Annotated in this window: 17 protein-coding genes; 8 read left to right on the forward strand and 9 right to left on the reverse strand. The window is 75.5% G+C overall.

The window, feature by feature from the left end; all coding sequences use genetic code 11:
• A partial coding sequence (locus ACW0Q9_RS04605) for a helicase-related protein (RefSeq protein ID WP_456178633.1) occupies nucleotides 1-1,489 on the reverse strand: 1,489 nt, incomplete at its 3' end.
• Nucleotides 1,490-1,585: 96 nt separating this feature from the next.
• Here ACW0Q9_RS04605 and ACW0Q9_RS04610 point away from each other — a divergent pair.
• Nucleotides 1,586-2,317 (forward strand): class I SAM-dependent methyltransferase, encoded by a 732-nt coding sequence (locus ACW0Q9_RS04610; protein WP_456178634.1) that lies wholly within the window; start codon nucleotides 1,586-1,588, stop codon nucleotides 2,315-2,317.
• A gap of 92 nt (nucleotides 2,318-2,409) precedes the next feature.
• Here the strand turns inward: ACW0Q9_RS04610 and ACW0Q9_RS04615 are convergent, their stop codons facing one another.
• Nucleotides 2,410-3,234 (reverse strand): SigB/SigF/SigG family RNA polymerase sigma factor, encoded by an 825-nt coding sequence (locus ACW0Q9_RS04615; protein ID WP_456178636.1) that lies wholly within the window; start codon nucleotides 3,232-3,234, stop codon nucleotides 2,410-2,412.
• Between the two features lie 354 nt (nucleotides 3,235-3,588).
• Between ACW0Q9_RS04615 and ACW0Q9_RS04620 the strand changes: the two genes are divergently transcribed.
• On the forward strand, nucleotides 3,589-4,344 hold the full coding sequence (locus ACW0Q9_RS04620) for a hypothetical protein (RefSeq protein WP_456178638.1): 756 nt from the start codon (nucleotides 3,589-3,591) through the stop codon (nucleotides 4,342-4,344).
• Here ACW0Q9_RS04620 and ACW0Q9_RS04625 read toward each other — a convergent pair.
• Nucleotides 4,293-5,882: a phospholipase D family protein gene (locus ACW0Q9_RS04625; protein ID WP_456178702.1), complete on the reverse strand. Its 1,590-nt coding sequence runs from the start codon at nucleotides 5,880-5,882 to the stop codon at nucleotides 4,293-4,295. The two genes, ACW0Q9_RS04620 and ACW0Q9_RS04625, sit on opposite strands and share 52 nt — an antisense overlap.
• 139 nt (nucleotides 5,883-6,021) lie before the next feature.
• Between ACW0Q9_RS04625 and ACW0Q9_RS04630 the strand changes: the two genes are divergently transcribed.
• A complete protein-coding gene (locus tag ACW0Q9_RS04630; protein ID WP_255509960.1) occupies nucleotides 6,022-6,150 on the forward strand; it encodes a hypothetical protein in 129 nt (42 codons plus the stop codon).
• A 68-nt stretch (nucleotides 6,151-6,218) separates the two neighbouring features.
• Here ACW0Q9_RS04630 and ACW0Q9_RS04635 read toward each other — a convergent pair whose 3' ends face one another.
• Nucleotides 6,219-7,205, reverse strand: coding sequence for a pirin family protein (locus ACW0Q9_RS04635; RefSeq protein WP_456178640.1), 987 nt, complete (start codon nucleotides 7,203-7,205; stop codon nucleotides 6,219-6,221).
• Nucleotides 7,206-7,218: 13 nt separating this feature from the next.
• Nucleotides 7,219-7,701, reverse strand: a complete 483-nt coding sequence (locus ACW0Q9_RS04640) for a MarR family winged helix-turn-helix transcriptional regulator (RefSeq protein WP_456178642.1) — start codon at nucleotides 7,699-7,701, stop codon at nucleotides 7,219-7,221.
• A gap of 126 nt (nucleotides 7,702-7,827) precedes the next feature.
• On the opposite strand from ACW0Q9_RS04640, the gene ACW0Q9_RS04645 reads away from it, so the two are divergent.
• The gene (locus tag ACW0Q9_RS04645; RefSeq protein WP_456178643.1) at nucleotides 7,828-8,412 is read left to right on the forward strand and encodes a DUF1684 domain-containing protein; all 585 of its coding nucleotides are present in this window, start codon (nucleotides 7,828-7,830) and stop codon (nucleotides 8,410-8,412) included.
• Nucleotides 8,413-8,464: 52 nt separating this feature from the next.
• Here ACW0Q9_RS04645 and ACW0Q9_RS04650 read toward each other — a convergent pair whose 3' ends face one another.
• The gene (locus ACW0Q9_RS04650) at nucleotides 8,465-9,052 is read right to left on the reverse strand and encodes a general stress protein (RefSeq protein WP_456178645.1); all 588 of its coding nucleotides are present in this window, start codon (nucleotides 9,050-9,052) and stop codon (nucleotides 8,465-8,467) included.
• A 109-nt stretch (nucleotides 9,053-9,161) separates the two neighbouring features.
• On the opposite strand from ACW0Q9_RS04650, the gene ACW0Q9_RS04655 reads away from it, so the two are divergent.
• Together ACW0Q9_RS04655 and ACW0Q9_RS04660 are read left to right on the forward strand one after the other, a co-directional pair.
• Nucleotides 9,162-10,988: a glycoside hydrolase family 15 protein gene (locus tag ACW0Q9_RS04655; protein WP_456178646.1), complete on the forward strand. Its 1,827-nt coding sequence runs from the start codon at nucleotides 9,162-9,164 to the stop codon at nucleotides 10,986-10,988.
• A gap of 62 nt (nucleotides 10,989-11,050) precedes the next feature.
• The gene (locus tag ACW0Q9_RS04660) at nucleotides 11,051-11,551 is read left to right on the forward strand and encodes a metallophosphoesterase family protein (protein ID WP_456178647.1); all 501 of its coding nucleotides are present in this window, start codon (nucleotides 11,051-11,053) and stop codon (nucleotides 11,549-11,551) included.
• 1 nt (nucleotide 11,552) lies between these two features.
• On the opposite strand, the gene ACW0Q9_RS04665 is transcribed toward ACW0Q9_RS04660, so the two are convergent.
• The gene (locus ACW0Q9_RS04665; RefSeq protein WP_189196313.1) at nucleotides 11,553-11,777 is read right to left on the reverse strand and encodes a DUF3072 domain-containing protein; all 225 of its coding nucleotides are present in this window, start codon (nucleotides 11,775-11,777) and stop codon (nucleotides 11,553-11,555) included.
• Between the two features lie 102 nt (nucleotides 11,778-11,879).
• Here ACW0Q9_RS04665 and ACW0Q9_RS04670 point away from each other — a divergent pair, with 102 nt between their 5' ends.
• Nucleotides 11,880-12,827 (forward strand): NAD(P)/FAD-dependent oxidoreductase, encoded by a 948-nt coding sequence (locus ACW0Q9_RS04670; protein ID WP_456178703.1) that lies wholly within the window; start codon nucleotides 11,880-11,882, stop codon nucleotides 12,825-12,827.
• Nucleotides 12,828-12,926: 99 nt separating this feature from the next.
• On the forward strand, nucleotides 12,927-13,946 hold the full coding sequence (locus ACW0Q9_RS04675) for an anti-sigma factor RsbA family regulatory protein (protein ID WP_456178648.1): 1,020 nt from the start codon (nucleotides 12,927-12,929) through the stop codon (nucleotides 13,944-13,946).
• On the opposite strand, the gene ACW0Q9_RS04680 is transcribed toward ACW0Q9_RS04675, so the two are convergent.
• Together ACW0Q9_RS04680 and ACW0Q9_RS04685 are read right to left on the reverse strand one after the other, a co-directional pair.
• Nucleotides 13,896-15,191 carry a cation:proton antiporter gene (locus ACW0Q9_RS04680; RefSeq protein ID WP_456178650.1) on the reverse strand — a complete coding sequence of 432 codons (1,296 nt, stop codon included), beginning with the start codon at nucleotides 15,189-15,191 and terminating at the stop codon, nucleotides 13,896-13,898. The genes ACW0Q9_RS04675 and ACW0Q9_RS04680 overlap by 51 nt on opposite strands.
• A 64-nt stretch (nucleotides 15,192-15,255) precedes the next feature.
• Entirely contained in the window at nucleotides 15,256-16,017 is a 762-nt protein-coding gene (locus ACW0Q9_RS04685; protein ID WP_456178651.1) for an HAD family hydrolase, read from the reverse strand.
• Nucleotides 16,018-16,019: the final 2 nt, after the last annotated feature.

Genomic DNA, 16,019 nt, shown 5'->3' on the forward strand with positions numbered 1-16,019 from the left:
CGCGGAGGCGGCGTACCTCGGCGCGCCAGCGGGCGGTTGCCGCCGGGTCGGTGGTGGTGCGCAGGCGGCGCCAGAGCGCCGTGAGGTCGTCCCCGTTGCCGCCCAGCGTCTCCTCGGCGAGCAGCGCCACCACCTCGGCGGCCCGGTCGGCGCCGACCCGCTCCGCGCCGTCGAGCAGCGCCCGGGCCAGCCGGGGATGCGCCCCGGCGGCCGCGATGGCCCGGCCCCGGGCGGTGATCCGGCCGTCCGCGTCGATCGCGCCGAGCGTCGTCAGTGTCTCCCGGGCGACGGCCAGCGCGGCCGGCGGCGGGGGGTCGGGCAACGCCAGCCCGGTGCCGTCCGGGGTGCCCCAGGCGGCCAGCTCCAGCGCGAACCCGGTCAGGTCGGCGGTGGCGATCTCCGGCTCGGGCTGCGGGGCGAGCCGGGCGTGCGTCGCCTCCGACCAGCACCGGTAGACCGCGCCGGGCGCCTCCCGCCCGGCGCGGCCGGCCCGCTGGGTGGCCGCCGCCCGGGACACCGGCACGGTGACCAGGGCGCCCAGCCCGCGGGCCAGGTCGGTGCGGGCCACCCGGCTCAGCCCGGCGTCCACCACGACGCGGACGCCGGGCACGGTCAGGCTGCTCTCCGCCACGGCGGTGGCCAGCACCACCCGGCGCCGGTCGACCGGTCGCAGTGCCGCGTCCTGCGCCGAGCCGGGGAGCCGGCCGTGCAGCGGCAGCACGGCGACCGCGTCGCGCAGATCGGCCAGGCGGCCGGCCACGGCGGCGATCTCGCCGGCGCCGGGCAGGAAGACCAGCACGTCGCCGTCCCGCTCGTGCAGCGCCCGGCGCACCGTCGCCGCCACGTGGTCCAGCAGCGCCGGGTCGACCCGGCCCGCTCCGGGCGCGGCGACCGGGCGGGGCGGCGGCGCCCAGACCCGGTCCACCGGGTGCAGGGCGGCCTCCGCCCGGACCACCGGTGCGGGGTCGCCCCCGCCGAGCAGCGCGGCGAACCGGTCCGCCCGTGGGGTGGCCGACATGGCCAGCAGCCACAGGTCCGGCCGGAGTGTGCCGCGGGCCTCGACGGTGAACGCCAGTGCCAGGTCGGCGTCGAGCTGCCGCTCGTGGCACTCGTCGAGCAGCACCGCGCCGACCCCGGGCAACTCCGGGTCGTGGTGCAGGCGGCGGACCAGCAGGCCGGTGGTGACCACCTCGACCCGGGTACGCGGGCCGACCCGGCGCTCGCCGCGCACGGCGTACCCGATCCGCTCGCCGACCCGCTCGCCGAGCAGGGCGGCCATCCGGTGCGCGGCGGCCCGGGCGGCCACCCGGCGGGGCTGGGCGATCACCACCCGGCCGGGGACCTCGGCGGCCACCGCGAGCGGCGCCAGGGTGGTCTTGCCGGTGCCCGGCGGTGCCACCAGGACCGCCGCGCCGGCCGCCCCCAGCGCCTCGACCAGCGCGGGCAGCACCGGCCGGACCGGCAGGTCCAGGGAGACGTCGGAGAGCACGGACCCACTCTCGCACCCCCGCCGGGGCGGTCCGCGCGGGGTCCTGTTCGACTTCTCACATTGACCGTGACCGTTTCCTCGCGTGGAGTGACGGTCATGGCGATGATGGCGTACGACGAACCCACGGCCGCCGCCTTCGCGGCGAACCGGCACCTGCCGCCCGACGGCCTGGCCGGCTGGCGCGCCGCGGTGTCCCGGCATCTGCCCGTCGGTCCCGGCGACCGGCTGCTCGACCTGGGGGCGGGCACCGGCACCTGGGCGGCCGCCTTCCGGGGCTGGTACGGGGCGGACGTGGTGGCGGTCGAGCCGGCGGCGGCCATGCGGGCCCGCTCGGCGTACCCGGGCATGGTGGCCGGTCGGGCGGAGGCGCTGCCCCTCGCGGCGGCCGGCCTGGACGGCGCGTGGCTCTCCACGGTGGTCCACCACCTGCCCGACCTGCCGGCGGTCGCCGCCGAGCTGCGCCGGGTGCTGCGGCCCGGCGCGCCGGTGCTGATCCGGTCGGTCTTCGCCGGCCGGGGCGGCGGGGTCACCCTGTTCCGCTGGTTCCCGGAAGCGCTGCGGGTGCTGGATGGCTATCCCTCGGTCGCCGAGGTCTGCGCGGCGTTCGAGGCGGCCGGGTTCGCTCCGGTCGCGCTGGAGCCGGTGCCGCAGGTCACCGCCCCTTCGCTGCGGGCCGCGGCCGACGGGCTGCGGCGCGCCGCGCACACCCCGCTGGTGCTGCTCGACGACGCGGACTACGACCGCGGGGTGGGCCGGCTGCGCGCGGCGGCGCGGCGGACCCCGCACGCCCCGGTGGTCGACACCCTGGACCTGCTGGTGCTGCGCTGAGCGCGGAACGGCCCGGCCGGCGCACCGCCGACCGGGCCTGAGTGGACGTCAACGGTGGCCGGGCCCGCCGACCCGGCCACCGTCGCCACCCCCTAGTACGTTCCGTCGAGCTGCCCGCGCAGCTTCGTGAGCGCCCGGGCCAGCAGCCGGGACACGTGCATCTGCGAGACGCCGATCTGCTCCGCGATCTGCGACTGGGTCAGGTTGCCGTAGAAGCGCAGCGTGAGGATCTTCTGCTCGCGCTCGTCGAGCGTGGCCAGCGCCGGCCCGAGGGCGACCCGCAGCTCGGCCAGCTCGAACTCGCCGTCCTCGCCACCGAGCATGTCGCCCAGCTCGGTGGCCCGGTCGCCGTCGCCGGTCGGGGTGGACAGCGACACCGCGTTGTAGGCGCGCGCGCCCTCCAGGCCCTCCAGGACCTCTTCCTCGGTGAGGTTGAGGTGGCCGGCGATGTCGGCGACCGTCGGCGAGCGGCCGAGGGTCTGCAGCAGCGAGCTGTTGGCGTCGGAGATGGCCAGCCGCAGCTCCTGGAGGCGCCGCGGCACCCGGATGTCCCAGGTGCGGTCGCGGAAGTGGCGCTTCAGCTCGCCGATGATGGTCGGGATGGCGTAGCCGGCGAAGTCGACGCCGCGGGACGGGTCGAACTTGTCGATCGCCTTGATCAGGCCGACGGCGGCGGTCTGCGCCAGGTCGTCGGTGGGCTCGCCGCGGCCGCTGTAGCGGTGGGCGAGATGGTTGGCGAGCGGCAGCCAGGCCTCGATCGCCCGGTCGCGCAGCGCCGGGCGCGACGGATGGTTGGCGGGCAGCGCCGCCATCGCGTTGAGCAGCTCGGCGGCGCTGTCGGTGAGCGCCCGCGGGTCGAGCTTCTCGGAGGTGGACGGCGCTGTCGTCGCCGGCTCGCTGATCGTGTGCGCGGTCATGGGTGGTCCTCCCTGCACCTCGTCCGCGAAACAAAAAGACGTGACGCTTCGGTTTAGCTTCAGTTAGGCCGTTCGGAAGCCACCTTAACCTGATCGGCCGGAGGAAATCTAGCCGAAAGTACGATGTACTTAAGCCGTGGTGCGGCATTAAGTGCCCGAACCGGGGCAGAACCTCTCGGATGGCCGCCCGGGCTCGCCGGACGAGACGGTTGGGCCCGGCCGACCGGACGGACGGGCCGAGGGGCCGACCGGTCAACGTGAAACCCGACACTCGGCGCAGACTGTCGCCTTTCCGTCCTTGTCCCGCCGACGGGACCGCCCGTAGCGTCACGTGTACACGTCTACGGAGGCCTCGTGCTGGATCCCGCCGCTCCGCAACTCGTCGTCAACGCCCGGACCCTGCTGTTCAGCTGGCTCCCGGCGGACCCCGACGCGGTCGCGGCACTCGTTCCGGCCGGCCTCTCCCCGCATCCCGACCACCAGGTCTTCCTCTGCCAGTACGTGGTGGACGACGAGACCCAGACGTCCGGCTTCGGCGCGTACTCGCTGAGCTTCCTCGGTGTCTCACTCGCGGACATGCAGCCGCCCGACGGCGAGACGCCCGGCGGCTGGTGGACCCACTACCTCGCCTCCAGCCCGCGGGTCCGGCAGTACGCGTCCGCCCGTGGCGCTCCCGCCACGGCGGGGGAGACCCTGCTCGACGTCCGGGGCGGGCGGCTCGTCGCCGAGACCTGGACCGACGGGCGGCCGCTCATCCAGGTCACGGCCCGGGTCGGGCACACCGGCACCGAGGCGCACAACGGCCACCACCGCTACCTCACCGCCCGTGACGGCGAGCTGATCGTCGCGGACTACCCGTACGTGGCCGAGCCGGTGTCGCCTTTCGAGGTCGAGTCGGTGGAGTTCCTCGCCCCGGAGCATCCGGTGTACGCGCTCCGGCCGGCCAACCCGCTACAGGTCTGCTGGGGCTTCTACTCGCCCCGGGTGTCGTTCGCGTACCCGGCCCGGCCGAACGCGCTCGACGAGCCGCTGCCGGCCGGCGACCCGGTCGCGGCGGCTCACCAGGTGCCGGCGCGCCGGGCCCGCAGCGGCCTGCCGTCCGGGTCGTAGACCAGCCGGTAGGCGGGCAGCGCCCAGAGCCGGGTGTGCCAGGACAGCCGTTCCGGCCGGTGCGGTCGCAGCCGCCCCGGCGGGCGGGGCCCGGAGCGCCCGGACTCGTGCCACCGCTCCAGCGCCTCCGCCGCCGAGGTGATCGCCGCGACCGCGTCCGCGGGATCCAGCAGGTCGTCGTCCGCACCGCCGTCCGGGTCCCGGTCCAGGTGCTCCCGCCAGAGCCGCAGCCGCAGGTCCCGGGCGAACACCCGGGCGCCGTCGCCCAGCCCCGCCGGGTCGGCCGGGGCCCGCTCGTCCCGGGTCTCGTCCAGCACGGCACAGGACAGCTCGCTGTCGTGGGTCCACGAGCGGCGGTTGAAGTTGTCGCTGCCCACGCTGGCCCAGACGTCGTCCACCACGCAGACCTTCGCGTGCACGTAGACCGGGGTGCCCTCGTGGTTCTGCACGTCGAACACGTGCACCCGGTCGGGGGCGGCCCGGTGGCAGAGTTCGAGGGCCTGCGCGCGGCCGACCATGTTCGGCGGCAGCGCCAGCCGGCCGTCCACGTCCGGGTGCCGGGGCACGACGGCCACCAGGTGCAGCTCCGGCTGCTCGCGCAGGGCCCGGGCGAAGAGGTCGGCCACCTCGGTCGACCAGAGGTACTGGTCCTCCAGGTAGATCAGCCGCCGGGCCCGGCGGACCGCCTTGGTGTAGCCGCGGGCCACCGTCCGCTCGCCGTCCGGGGCGAACGAGTAGCGCGGGCGTACCGCGGGGTAGGTGCGCAGCACCTGGACGTGGTGCGGCCCGCGGGGCGGCGGGTCGGCGGGCTGGTCGGGCAGCGGGTCCGGGCTCAGGTCCGAGCCGCGCAGCCGGTCCCGCAGGTAGGCCATCGGGTTCTCCGAGTCCAGCGGCATCGGGTCGGTCCACCGCTCCCGGAAGGTGGTGTCCAGCGCGCCGACCACCGGGCCCCGGAGCGCGAGCTGGACGTCGTGCCAGGGCGGGCGCGGGCCGTACCGGGGGGACATGGCGACCGCCTGGGGGTCGCCGCCGTGCGTCGCGTCGTCGCGCCGGCTGTGGCAGAGGTCGATCCCGCCGGCGAACGCGATGTCCCGCTCCGGCGCGCCGGGGTGGCGCAGCACCACCAGCTTCTGGTGGTGCGAGCCGCCGCGGCGGACCCGCTGGTCGAGCAGCACCTCCCCGCCGGCGGCGCAGATCGCCTCGCTGAGGTCGCGGTTCTCCTCCTCGCTGTAGGAGAGCGCGTCGAGGTGGGAGCGCCAGATCAGGCCCTTGACGACGACCCCGCGCTGGGCGGCCTGGGCGAACAGCTGCACCACGGTGGGGCCGTCCGGCCGCATCCGCTCGTCCGGGTCGCCGCGCCAGTCGGTGAAGAAGAGGTGGTCGCCGGCCCGGAGGTGCTCCACCTCACTGACCAGCCGGTCGAAGTACGCGCCGCCGTGAATTAACGGCTCAACGAGGTTTCCGCTCGTCCAGACGGGTAACTCAGACCCTGGGTTGGCGCGTTCCTGTGCGGAGAGGAACCAGTGCCGCATCGTCACGTTCCAGCCTCCCGAGGTCGACAACGTCCTCACGGTAGGACCCCCGGCACGGCCCCGCACGCCGACCGCCCCAGGTCGGTGGGGTGCTCGCGTGGGGGTGCACCGGACCCCTGGATCGCGAAACCGAGGAGGCCACAGCATGCCCGCCGAGACGACGAACACCGTGACCGAATACCGCGAGCAGGCGGTGGAGGGGGAACGGGGTGCGCTGGTGGCGGTCCTGTTGATGGTGATCCTCGGGGTGGCCGGCATCTTCGCCGTCTCCTGAGACGCGCCGTCCACCGAGAGCCGGCGACGGGCGCCCCGGAGAACCGGGACGCCCGTCGGCTCGGGCGGTCAGGGGCGGTCGCCCTCGCCGCCGCTGTGCGGCACACGCTCGGCCGGGATGACCCCGAGCCGGCCGGCCTGGTAGTCCTCGACCGCCTGGATCAGCTCGGCCCGGGTGTTCATCACGAACGGGCCGTAGTGCGCCACCGGCTCGCGGATCGGCTGGCCGCCCATGATGTAGAGCTCCAGCGCCGGGGTGTTGGCGTCCTGCCGCGCGTCCGCGGTGACCCGCAGCGCGTCGCCCGGGCCGTGCACCGCGAGCTGGCCGAGGTGGATCGGCCGCCGGTCGGTGCCCACGGTGCCCCGGCCGGCCAGGACGTAGACCAGCGCGTTGAAGTCCGGCCGCCAGGGCAGGCTCAGCTCGGCGCCGGGCTGGAGCGTCACGTGCGCGATGGTGATCGGCGTGTGGGTCGATCCCGGCCCCTGATGGCCGGCGATCTCGCCGGCGATCACCCGGATCAGCGCGCCGCCGTCGGGCGTGGTCAGCAGCGCCGACTCCCGGCCGCGGATGTCCTGGTAGCGCGGCGGGTTCATCTTCGCCACCCGGGGCAGGTTGACCCAGAGCTGGAGGCCGTGGAAGAGGCCGCCGCTCATCACCAGGTGCTCCGGCGGCGCCTCGATGTGCAGCAGGCCACGGCCCGCCGTCATCCACTGGGTGTCGCCGTCGGTGATGGTGCCGCCGCCGCCCTGCGAGTCCTGGTGGTCCATGATCCCGTCGATCATGTAGGTCACCGTCTCGAAGCCCCGGTGCGGGTGCCACGGGGTGCCCTTCGGCTCGCCCGGCGCGTAGTCGACCTCGCCCATCTGGTCGAGGTGGATGAACGGGTCCAGCTCGGTCAGCGGGACCCCGGCGAAGGCCCGGCGGACCGGGAAGCCCTCACCCTCGTAGCCGCTCGGCGCGGTGGTCACCCGGCGGACCGGGCGGAAGCTGGTGGACTCGGCGAGCTCCGGCAGGCGGGGCAGGACGAGGACGTCGTCGACGGTGATCGCGGGCATCTCGGGGCTCCTTCTACTTGTCGGCCGGGGTGGACGACGCGTCGCGGTCGGCGGTCAGGCGCCGGCCGAGCCGCTCGAAGACCCGGGTGAGGCAGGCGACCTCGGCGTCGTCGAGGTCGTCGATCAGGTGGGCGCGCACGGAGCGCAGGTGGTGCGGTGCGGCCTCGCGCAGCGTCAGCAGCCCGGCGGCGGTGAGCACCGCCTCGCTGCCGCGCCGGTCATCCGGGCAGGATTCCCGGGCGACCAGGCCGCGCTTCTGCATCGAGGAGATCTGGTAGGTCAGCCGGCTCGGCGAGAACACCAGCCGGCCGGCCAGCTCGCCCATCCGCAGCCGCTGCCCGGGCGCCTCGGAGAGCAGCACCAGCACGTGGTAGTCGGCGAAGCTCAGCTCGCTGTCGGCGCGCAGATCGTCCTCGAGCCGCGTGAACAACCGCTGGCTCGCCTCGATGTAGGCCCGCCAGCAGGCCAGCCGCTCGGCGTCCAGGCTCTCCGTCATGACTACGAGAGTAGCACTACTTAAAATTTAAACAACCCCTCCGGTGCGGTGGTGAGCCGCGCAACAACAGTGCTTGACGGCGGTCACTTTGAAATCTGAACCGAGCGTCCGGGCTAGGGTCGGGGGGTGGACGATCTCGACGTGCAGGACTGGCGGGAACGGGTGGCCCGGCTCTACCTCTCCGACCTCGACCTGGCCGGCTTCCGGGCCGCCCGGGACGAGCTGTTCCGCAGCCACCCCAGCAGCCCGCTGCCGCCCGCCGACCGCCCGGGCTTCACCGGGCTGCGCTGGTTCCCGCCCGACCCGGCCGCCGTCGTCGAGGCGCCGCTGCGCCCCGCCTCGGGCACCGAGACCATCGACACCGGCGGCCCCGACGGAGTGGTGCGCTACCGGCGCGTGGCGGTCGCCGAGACGCCCTGGGGGCCGCTCACCCTGTGGTGGATCGAGGCGTACGGGGGCGGGCTGTTCGTCCCGCTGCGCGACGCCACCTGCGGCACCGAGGCGTACGGGGGCGGGCGCTACCTGACCGACACGGTGAAGGGGACCTTCGGCCGCGGCCTGACGGTGCTGCCCGGCAACCGGGTGCGGCTCGACGCCAACTACCTCTACAACCCGAGCTGCGCCTACGACGACCGGTGGGCCTGCCCACTGGCCCCGCCGGAGAACCGCGTCGACGTCCCGATCCGCGCCGGCGAGCGGTCCTACCACTGAACCGGTGACGCCCCGGCGCGACGGGCGTGCCGGGGCGTCGGGGATCGACCGGTCAGCGGGCGGTGGCGCCGGTCGGGGTCAGGTGCATCCGGCCGAGCAGCTGCCGGGCCTGGTCCGCCACGTCCGCGTCCACGGTGACCGCGTACTGGCTGGCCCGCAGCGAACTGGCCGACGTGAAGTCCCGCTGGCCCCCGGTCATGGCGTGGGCCACCGCCCCGAACACGGCGCCCCAGATGGCGCCGATCACCAGGCCCACCAGGATCACCGCGAGCCAGTTGCCCGCGGTGAAGATGCCGAAGAGCAACCCGATGAACAGGCCGAACCAGGCGCCGGTGCCCGCGCCCACCAGGGCGGCCCGGCCGGTGGTCAACCGGCCCATCACGGTTTCGACAAGCGTGAGGTTGGTCCCCACGATCGCGGTCCGTTCCACCGGGAACCGGTTGTCGGCCAGATAGTCCACCACCCGCTGTGCGGACGGATAGTCCGGGTACGACCCGATCGTGACGGTCGGTGGGCCGGTCTGCGGCCCGTGTCCGTCCTCGCTCGGCGGCAACGGACGACCGCTCGGGCCGGACGGGAGGTTGTCGCTGCCCGGCATCCCGGGCCGCCAGGCCGCGGTCGGACTCGAGGGACTGGTCATGAGCATCCTCCTTCGTCAACCCGCCGCGTTCCCACCGCCGTCAGGCGGTAACGCGCCCGCCCGGACCGATGGCCGCGCATGCCGGCCGCCGCTCCGGGTAGCCATCCGGGTGCGGACCGGACGGATCAGCGAGCACGGTTTCCTCGCCGACGGGCACAGCGCGGCGCTCGTGGACACCGCCGGCTCGGTCAACTGGTGGTGCCCGCCCCGCTTCGACGCCCCGTCGGTGTTCGGGCGGCTGCTCGACGACGCGGCCGGGCACTGGAGCATCCGGCCCGTGGGCGAGTTCACCAGCACCCGGTCCTACCTGGACGACACGCTCGTGCTGCGTACCGTCTTCACCACCGCGACCGGGACGGCGGCCGTCACCGACGCCCTGGCGCTGGAGCCCGGCGCCCGCGGGCACCAGATCGGGCGCCGGTCACCGCGGGTGCTCGCCCGGGTGGTCGAGGGCCTCACCGGCGAGGTGCCGATGCGGGTCGACTACGCACCCCGCTTCGAGTACGGCCGGGTCAACGCCTACCTCACCGAGACCGACGGGGTGATCCGCGCGACGGCCGGCGCATATCGCCTGGAGCTGCGCGCCAACGTGCCGTTGACCTGCGGCGAGGGCGCCGCGTCCGGCCGGTTCACCGCCCGCGCTGGCAGCACCCACCACTTCACCCTCGGGTACGCCCCGACCTACCAGGGGGGCGCTCCGGCGCTGCCCGACGCCGACCGGGTGCTAGCCGACGCCGTCGCCGGCTGGCGGTCCTGGGCCGACCTGCACGACTACCACGGCGACTACCGCGACCTGGTTCGCCGCAGCGCCATGGTGGTGCAGGGCATGACCTACGGGCCCAGCGGGGCGGTGGTCGCGGCGGCCACCACGTCGGTCCCCGAGGAGCTGGGCGGGGACCGCAACTACGACTACCGATTCGTCTGGCTCCGCGACTGCAGCCTCACCCTCCAGGCGCTCTGGCTGGCCGCCTGCCCGGACGAGGCGGACCGGCAGTTCAGCTACATCGCCCGGGCCATGGGCCGGATCGGCGACGAGCCGGTACCGATCATGTACGGCGTCGAGGGCGAGCGGGACCTCACCGAGCACCGCCTCGACCACCTGGCCGGATACGCCGGCAGCCGGCCGGTCCTGGTCGGCAACGACGCGTGGCAGCAGCGGCAGTCCGACGTGCTGGGCGAGGTGCTCGACGCCGCGTGGCTCATGCGGTACTACCTCGACCCGATGTCCGCCGAGGTGCGGCAGCTGCTGCACGCCCTCGCCGACCAGGCGGTGGGGGACTGGCGCAGGCCCGACGCCGGGATGTGGGAGGCGCGCGACGTCGAGCGGCACTACGTGTCGTCCAAGGTGCAGTGCTGGACCGCGCTGGACCGGGCCGTGCGGTTCGGAGCCCGGATCGGCGAACCCGCCGACGTGGCGCGCTGGGCGGCCGCCCGCGACGAGGTGCGCGCGGTGGTGCTCCGCCGGGGCTGGAACGACCGGATCGGGGCGTACACCGGCGCCTTCGACTCCGACGACCTGGACGCCTCCGTGCTGATCATGCCGCTGGTCGGGTTCCTGCCCGCCACCGAGCCGCGGATGCGCGCGACGATCGACGTGATCGAGCGCCGGCTGTCCCGCAACGGCCTGCTGCGGCGCTGGGACGCCGACCCGGCGGGCTTCCTGATCTGCTCGTTCTGGCTGGCCGCGGGCCTGGCCGAGGCCGGCGAGCTGGACCGGGCGCGGCAGCTGTTCGGGCGGCTCGCCGCGCAGGCGAACGACCTCGGCCTCCTCGCCGAGCAGATCGACGAGACCACCGGTGAGCAACTGGGCAACTTCCCGCAGGCCTTCTCGCACATCGGCCTGATCAACGCCGCGGGCCGGATCACCGCGGCCGCCGGGCGGCACGGCGGCCAGCCGGCCGCGCCGACCGACTTCATGGAGGAACAGGGCGCCTGAGCGCCCCGGCCCGGTGCGGGCGCCACCGCGACAGCGGGCCCGGCGGCGGGCAGGATCGGGGGATGGAACTGGTCATCATGGCCGACACGCACGTGCCGAAGCGGGCGCGGGACCTGCCGGCGCCACTCTGGGCGGCGGTCGAGGCCGCCGACGTGGTGCTGCACGCCGGCGACTGGGTGGACGTGTCGCTGCTGGACGCCCTGTCGGCCCGGTCCCGCCGGCTGGTCGGGGTGTACGGCAACAACGACGGGCCGCCGCTGCGCGCCCGGCTGCCGGAGGTGGCCCGGGTCGAGCTGGCCGGGCTGCGGGTGGCCGTGGTGCACGAGACCGGGCCGAAGACCCGCCGGGAGGAGCGCTGCGCCGCCGCCTTCGCCGACTGCGACCTGCTGGTCTTCGGGCACTCCCACATCCCGTGGGACAGCGTGGCCCCGGGCGGCCTGCGGCTGCTCAACCCCGGCTCACCCACCGACCGGCGGGCCCAGCCGCACGCGACCTACCTGACCGCGCGGGTGGCGGCGGGGCGGCTCGACCGGGTCGAGCTGCACCGCCTGCCCCCGCGCTGACTCACCGGCCGCGACCGGTCTCCGCCTGGAGCTCGTCGATCCGGCGGGACGCCTCGGCCTTGGTCAGCCCCTCCGGCACCTCCTCGCCGGCCTCCCGGGCCAGGGTGTGCAGGTACGACTCCTGCGCCGCGGTCGGCGGCTCGTCGCCGGTGACCCAGTCCTCCGGGTCCTTGACGGCGGCGTCCGGGTTGACGGGGTCCTTGCTGCCGTTGCTGCGGTCGGCCATGATGATCACCTCTCCTCGAACAGGTGTACCACTACCCCCGTCCCCGGGTCTTCATGCCGGCCGCCGCCTACGATCATCGGCGTGACTGCGGGCCGGGCGGGTGTGGTGGTGGTCGGCGCGGGCATCGCCGGGGTGGCCTGCGCCGCCGAGCTGGCCCGGGCCGGCATCCCGGTGGAGGTGCGGGAACGGGCCCGGGTGACCGGCGGGCGGATGGCCAGCAAGCGCTTCGCGGGCCGCCCCGCCGACCTGGGCGCCGCCTACTTCACCGTCGACGACCCCGACTTCGCCGCCGTGGTCGAGGAGTGGCGCGCCGCCGGCCTGGCCCGGGAGTGGACCGACACGCTGGTCGCGTACGGCCCCGGGGGGCGCGAGGAGGTTGCCGGCCCGGTGCGCTGGGCGGCCCCGCGCGGACTCCGCTCGCTGGTCGAGCACCTGGCCCGGGACCTGCCGGTGACGCACGACCGGCTGGTCATGACGGTCGAGCCGGGCCCGCGGGTGGACGGGCGGGCGGCCGGGGCGGTGGTGCTGGCCATGCCGGGCCCGCAGGCCGCCCTGCTGCTCGACCCGGCGCTGGCGGCGGCCACCGGGGCGGTGGCGGCCCAGCGGTGGTCCCCGGCGCTGGCCGGGGTGCTGCGCTTCCCCGCGCGCCGCTGGCCGGACTTCCGGGGCGCGTTCGTCAACGGGCACCCGGTGCTGAGCCTGGTCTGCGACGACGGCGACCGGCGCGGCGACGGCGCCCCGGTGCTGGTCGCGCACACCACCCCCGAGTTCGCCGCCGGGCACCTGCTCCAGCCCACCGGCGCCGGCCCGGCGATCGAGCAGGCCGTCCGCGACCTGTTCGGCCTGCCCGAGCCGGCCGAGCTGACCCACGTGCACCGCTGGACGTACGCGAAGCCGGCGGCCGGCGGCGACGGCGCCTACCACCTGGACGACGACGGGATCGGCCTGGCCGGCGACGCGTTCGGGCGGCCCCGGGTGCAGGGCGCCTGGCGCTCCGGCCGGGACCTGGGCCGGGCCCTGGCCGCCCGGCTGCTCGCGGACCGTGGCTGACCGGTCCCACTGCGCGCAGGCGGCCCGTCACCGACGGGTATCGTTCGTCCGGGAGGTGTACGCGCAGTGAACGGCGCCGGCGGTCGGCCGGGAGACGGCGTGACCGGTCTCGACCGGTCGCCGTTCCCGGACGGTGGGCTGCGCCACGACGCCCTGCTCTACGCCCACGACCAGGACTACCTCGCCGCGATCGGCGACTTCGTCGAGGCGGGGCGGGCCGCCGGCGAGCCGGTGCTGGTCGCCGTGCCCACCCACCGGCTGCCCCTGGTCCGGCCGCTGCTCGATCCGCTCGACGGTGTCGAACTGGCCGACATGGCGGTGATCGGGCGCAACCCGGCGACCATCATCGCGGCCACGCTGCGCGACCTCGTGCACCGGTTTCCCGGCCGCCGGGTCCGGGTGGTCGGCGAGTCGCTCTGGCCCGGCCGGCGGCCGGCCGCGTACCGGCACTGCGTCGAGCACGAGGTGCTGATCAATCTGGGTCTCGCCGACCAGCCGCTCACCGCGCGCTGCCTGTTCGACCGGTCCCGGCTGCCGGCCGGGGCGCTGGCCGACGTCGCCCGGACCCATCCCTGGCTGGTCAGCGGGGGAGTGGCCCGGCCCAGTGCCGGCTACCGGCCACCTCGCGCGCTGCTGCGCCGGCTGGCCCGCCCGCTGCCCCCGCCGCCGGGCGGCGCGCTCACCGAGCCCGTCCGGCCGGACCGGCTCGGGGCGCTGCGCGCGGCGGTCGCCGCCGTCGCCCAGGCCGCGGGGCTCGCCGCCGAGCGGGTCGACGACCTGCGGATCGCCGTCACCGAGCTGGCCTCCAACGCGCTCACCCACGGCACCGGGCCGGCCGTCGCGCGGTGCTGGGCCGCCCCGGGTGAGCTGGTCTGCGAGGTGAGCGGCCCGGGTGAGCTGGCCGATCCGCTGGCCGGCCGGATCCCCCCGCCGGTGGCGAGCGTCCGCGGCCGGGGGCTGCTCCTGGTGCACCGGCTCTGCGACCTGGTCGACGTGCACGTCGCCGACGGGGTGACCACCGTGCGGCTGCGTCTGGAGCTGCCGGCCGCCCGGGTGCCGGCGCCCCGGTCAGCCGCCGACGCCGCCCAGGGCGGGTTCGTCCGTCCGGCCCCGCTCTGAGGGGTCCCGGGTCCGCTCGCCCGCCCGGTCCAGCAGTTGCATGACCGGGGTGGCCGCGACGCCGTGCACCACCACCGAGACGATCACCACCAGGCCGACCGTGGCCCAGACCAGCTCGGCCTGCGGGAACTCCGTCTTGCTGGTGGCGTACGCCAGGTAGTAGAACGAGCCGACGCCGCGGATGCCGAACAGCGCGATCACCCAGTGCTCGGCCCGGCGTCCCGGCGCGCCGCGCAGCGACAGCCAGCCGGCCAGCGGCCGGATCACCAGCACCAGGGCCAGCCCGACCAGGGCCGCCGGCCAGGTCAGCGGGGCGAGCAGGCCGCCCATCACCGCGCCGCCGAAGAGCAGCAGCAACAGCACGGTGAGCAGCCGCTCGACCTGTTCGGCGAAGTCGTGCAGCACGGAGTGGAACTCGTGGGTGCGCTCCGCGGCCCGGATCGCCCGGGCGGCCACGAAGACGGCCAGGAAGCCGTACCCGCCGGCGACCTCGACCAGCCCGTACGCCAGGAAGGTCGCGGCGAGGGCGAGGAAGCCCTCGGCGTGCCGGGCCAGCCGCAGCTGGCTCGGGGCCCGGAAGAAGAGCTTGCCGAGCAGCCAGCCGATGAGCAGCCCGCCGCCCACCCCGACGGCGAGCTTGTAGAGCACGTCGACGGCGAGCCAGCGGGCCAGCCAGTCCGCCGGGGCGAGGCTGGTGGTGGCGATCGCGATGGCCGCGTACACGAAGGGGAAGGCCAGCCCGTCGTTCAGTCCCGCCTCGGAGGTGAGCGCGAAGCGCACCTCGTCCTCCGAGTCCTCCACGTCGGTCGGCTCGCCCACCTGCACGTCGGAGGCGAGCACCGGGTCGGTCGGGGCGAGCGCCGCGCCCAGCAGCAGCGCCGCGGCCGGGACGAGGCCGGCCCACCACCAGCCGAGCAGCGCCACCGCGGCGATGCACAGCGGCATGGCGATGGCGAGCAGGCGCCACGTCGACGACCAGCGCGCCCAGCTCAGCGGCCGGTCGATCTTGAGGCCGGCGCCCATCAGCGCGACGATCACGCCGACCTCGGTGAGGTGGGTGGTCAGCTCCGGCCAGCGCAGCGGATCCGGGGTCGGCAGCCCGGTGGGCAGCAGGAACACCAGCATGCCTAGGCCGAGGAACGCGATCGGCATCGACAGCGGCCGGCGTTCCAGCACCCGGGGCAGGACCCCCGCCAGCAGCGCACCGACGCCCAGCAGGGCGAACGCGACATCGACCGGTTCCACGGCACCACCCTTCCGCCGCGCACCGTGCGGGCAGGTGGTCACCAGTGCCCCGTAGCGGGGTGGGCTATGCCTCCGTGTCCGTCTTCTCCCCGGTGGGACCGGTCACCGTGTCGCCGGCCCGGCGCGGGGCGCGGACCGAGCGGGTCGGATCGGTGAGGGCGGCGATCGCGCTGTCGGCCAGCCCGTCCAGCAGGGCGGCCGGGTCGTCGTAGACCGCCACCGCGCCCGAGCCGGCCAGCTCGCCGCGGCTGGTGCCGCCGCAGGTGAGGCCGATGCAGGGGACGTCCAGCTTGCCGGCGGCGGCGACGTCCCAGACCGAGTCGCCGACGAACACCACCCGCTCGGCGGCCAGCCCCGACTGGGCCAGCGCGGCCTCCAGGATGTCCGGCGCCGGCTTGCTCTCCTCCGCGTCCGCCGAGGAGGTGACCGTGTCGACCACGTCGTCCGCGCCGAGGGCGGCCCGCAGGGCGGCCACCTCGTGCTCGGCCGCCGAGGTGGCCAGCACCACCCGCAGCCCGCGGGACGCGCAGGCGCGCAGCAGGTCCACCGCCCGGGGCAGCGGCACCAGCCGCTCCCAGTACTCGGCGTACAGGGCGTCGTGGGTGGCGCGCAGCTTGCCGTCCGCGTCCCGGTCCCGCTCGGCGCCGAGCAGGTGGTCGAGCAGCTTGTCCGAACCCATCCCGATGGCCCGGTGGATCCGCGCCATCGGCACCCGGTGGTCACCCTGGCGGAGCGCCTCCCACCAGCTCACGGTGTGCAGGTAGGTGGTGTCGACCAGGGTGCCGTCCACGTCGAAGAGGACGCCGCAGCGGTTGTCGTCAGGCATGG

Source organism: Micromonospora sp. I033 (assembly GCF_053890995.1).

What these genes read in the sequence shown, in the direction of transcription:
- ACW0Q9_RS04685 (WP_456178651.1), bottom strand. Translation starts at nt 16,017, where the DNA reads ATGCCTGACGACAACCGCTGCGGCGTCCTCTTCGACGTGGACGGCACC.
- ACW0Q9_RS04615 (WP_456178636.1), bottom strand. Translation starts at nt 3,234, where the DNA reads ATGACCGCGCACACGATCAGCGAGCCGGCGACGACAGCGCCGTCCACC.
- ACW0Q9_RS04610 (WP_456178634.1), top strand. Translation starts at nt 1,586, where the DNA reads ATGGCGATGATGGCGTACGACGAACCCACGGCCGCCGCCTTCGCGGCG.
- ACW0Q9_RS04665 (WP_189196313.1), bottom strand. Translation starts at nt 11,777, where the DNA reads ATGGCCGACCGCAGCAACGGCAGCAAGGACCCCGTCAACCCGGACGCC.
- ACW0Q9_RS04660 (WP_456178647.1), top strand. Translation starts at nt 11,051, where the DNA reads ATGGAACTGGTCATCATGGCCGACACGCACGTGCCGAAGCGGGCGCGG.
- ACW0Q9_RS04650 (WP_456178645.1), bottom strand. Translation starts at nt 9,052, where the DNA reads ATGACCAGTCCCTCGAGTCCGACCGCGGCCTGGCGGCCCGGGATGCCG.
- ACW0Q9_RS04635 (WP_456178640.1), bottom strand. Translation starts at nt 7,205, where the DNA reads ATGCCCGCGATCACCGTCGACGACGTCCTCGTCCTGCCCCGCCTGCCG.
- ACW0Q9_RS04640 (WP_456178642.1), bottom strand. Translation starts at nt 7,701, where the DNA reads ATGACGGAGAGCCTGGACGCCGAGCGGCTGGCCTGCTGGCGGGCCTAC.
- ACW0Q9_RS04630 (WP_255509960.1), top strand. Translation starts at nt 6,022, where the DNA reads ATGCCCGCCGAGACGACGAACACCGTGACCGAATACCGCGAGCAGGCG.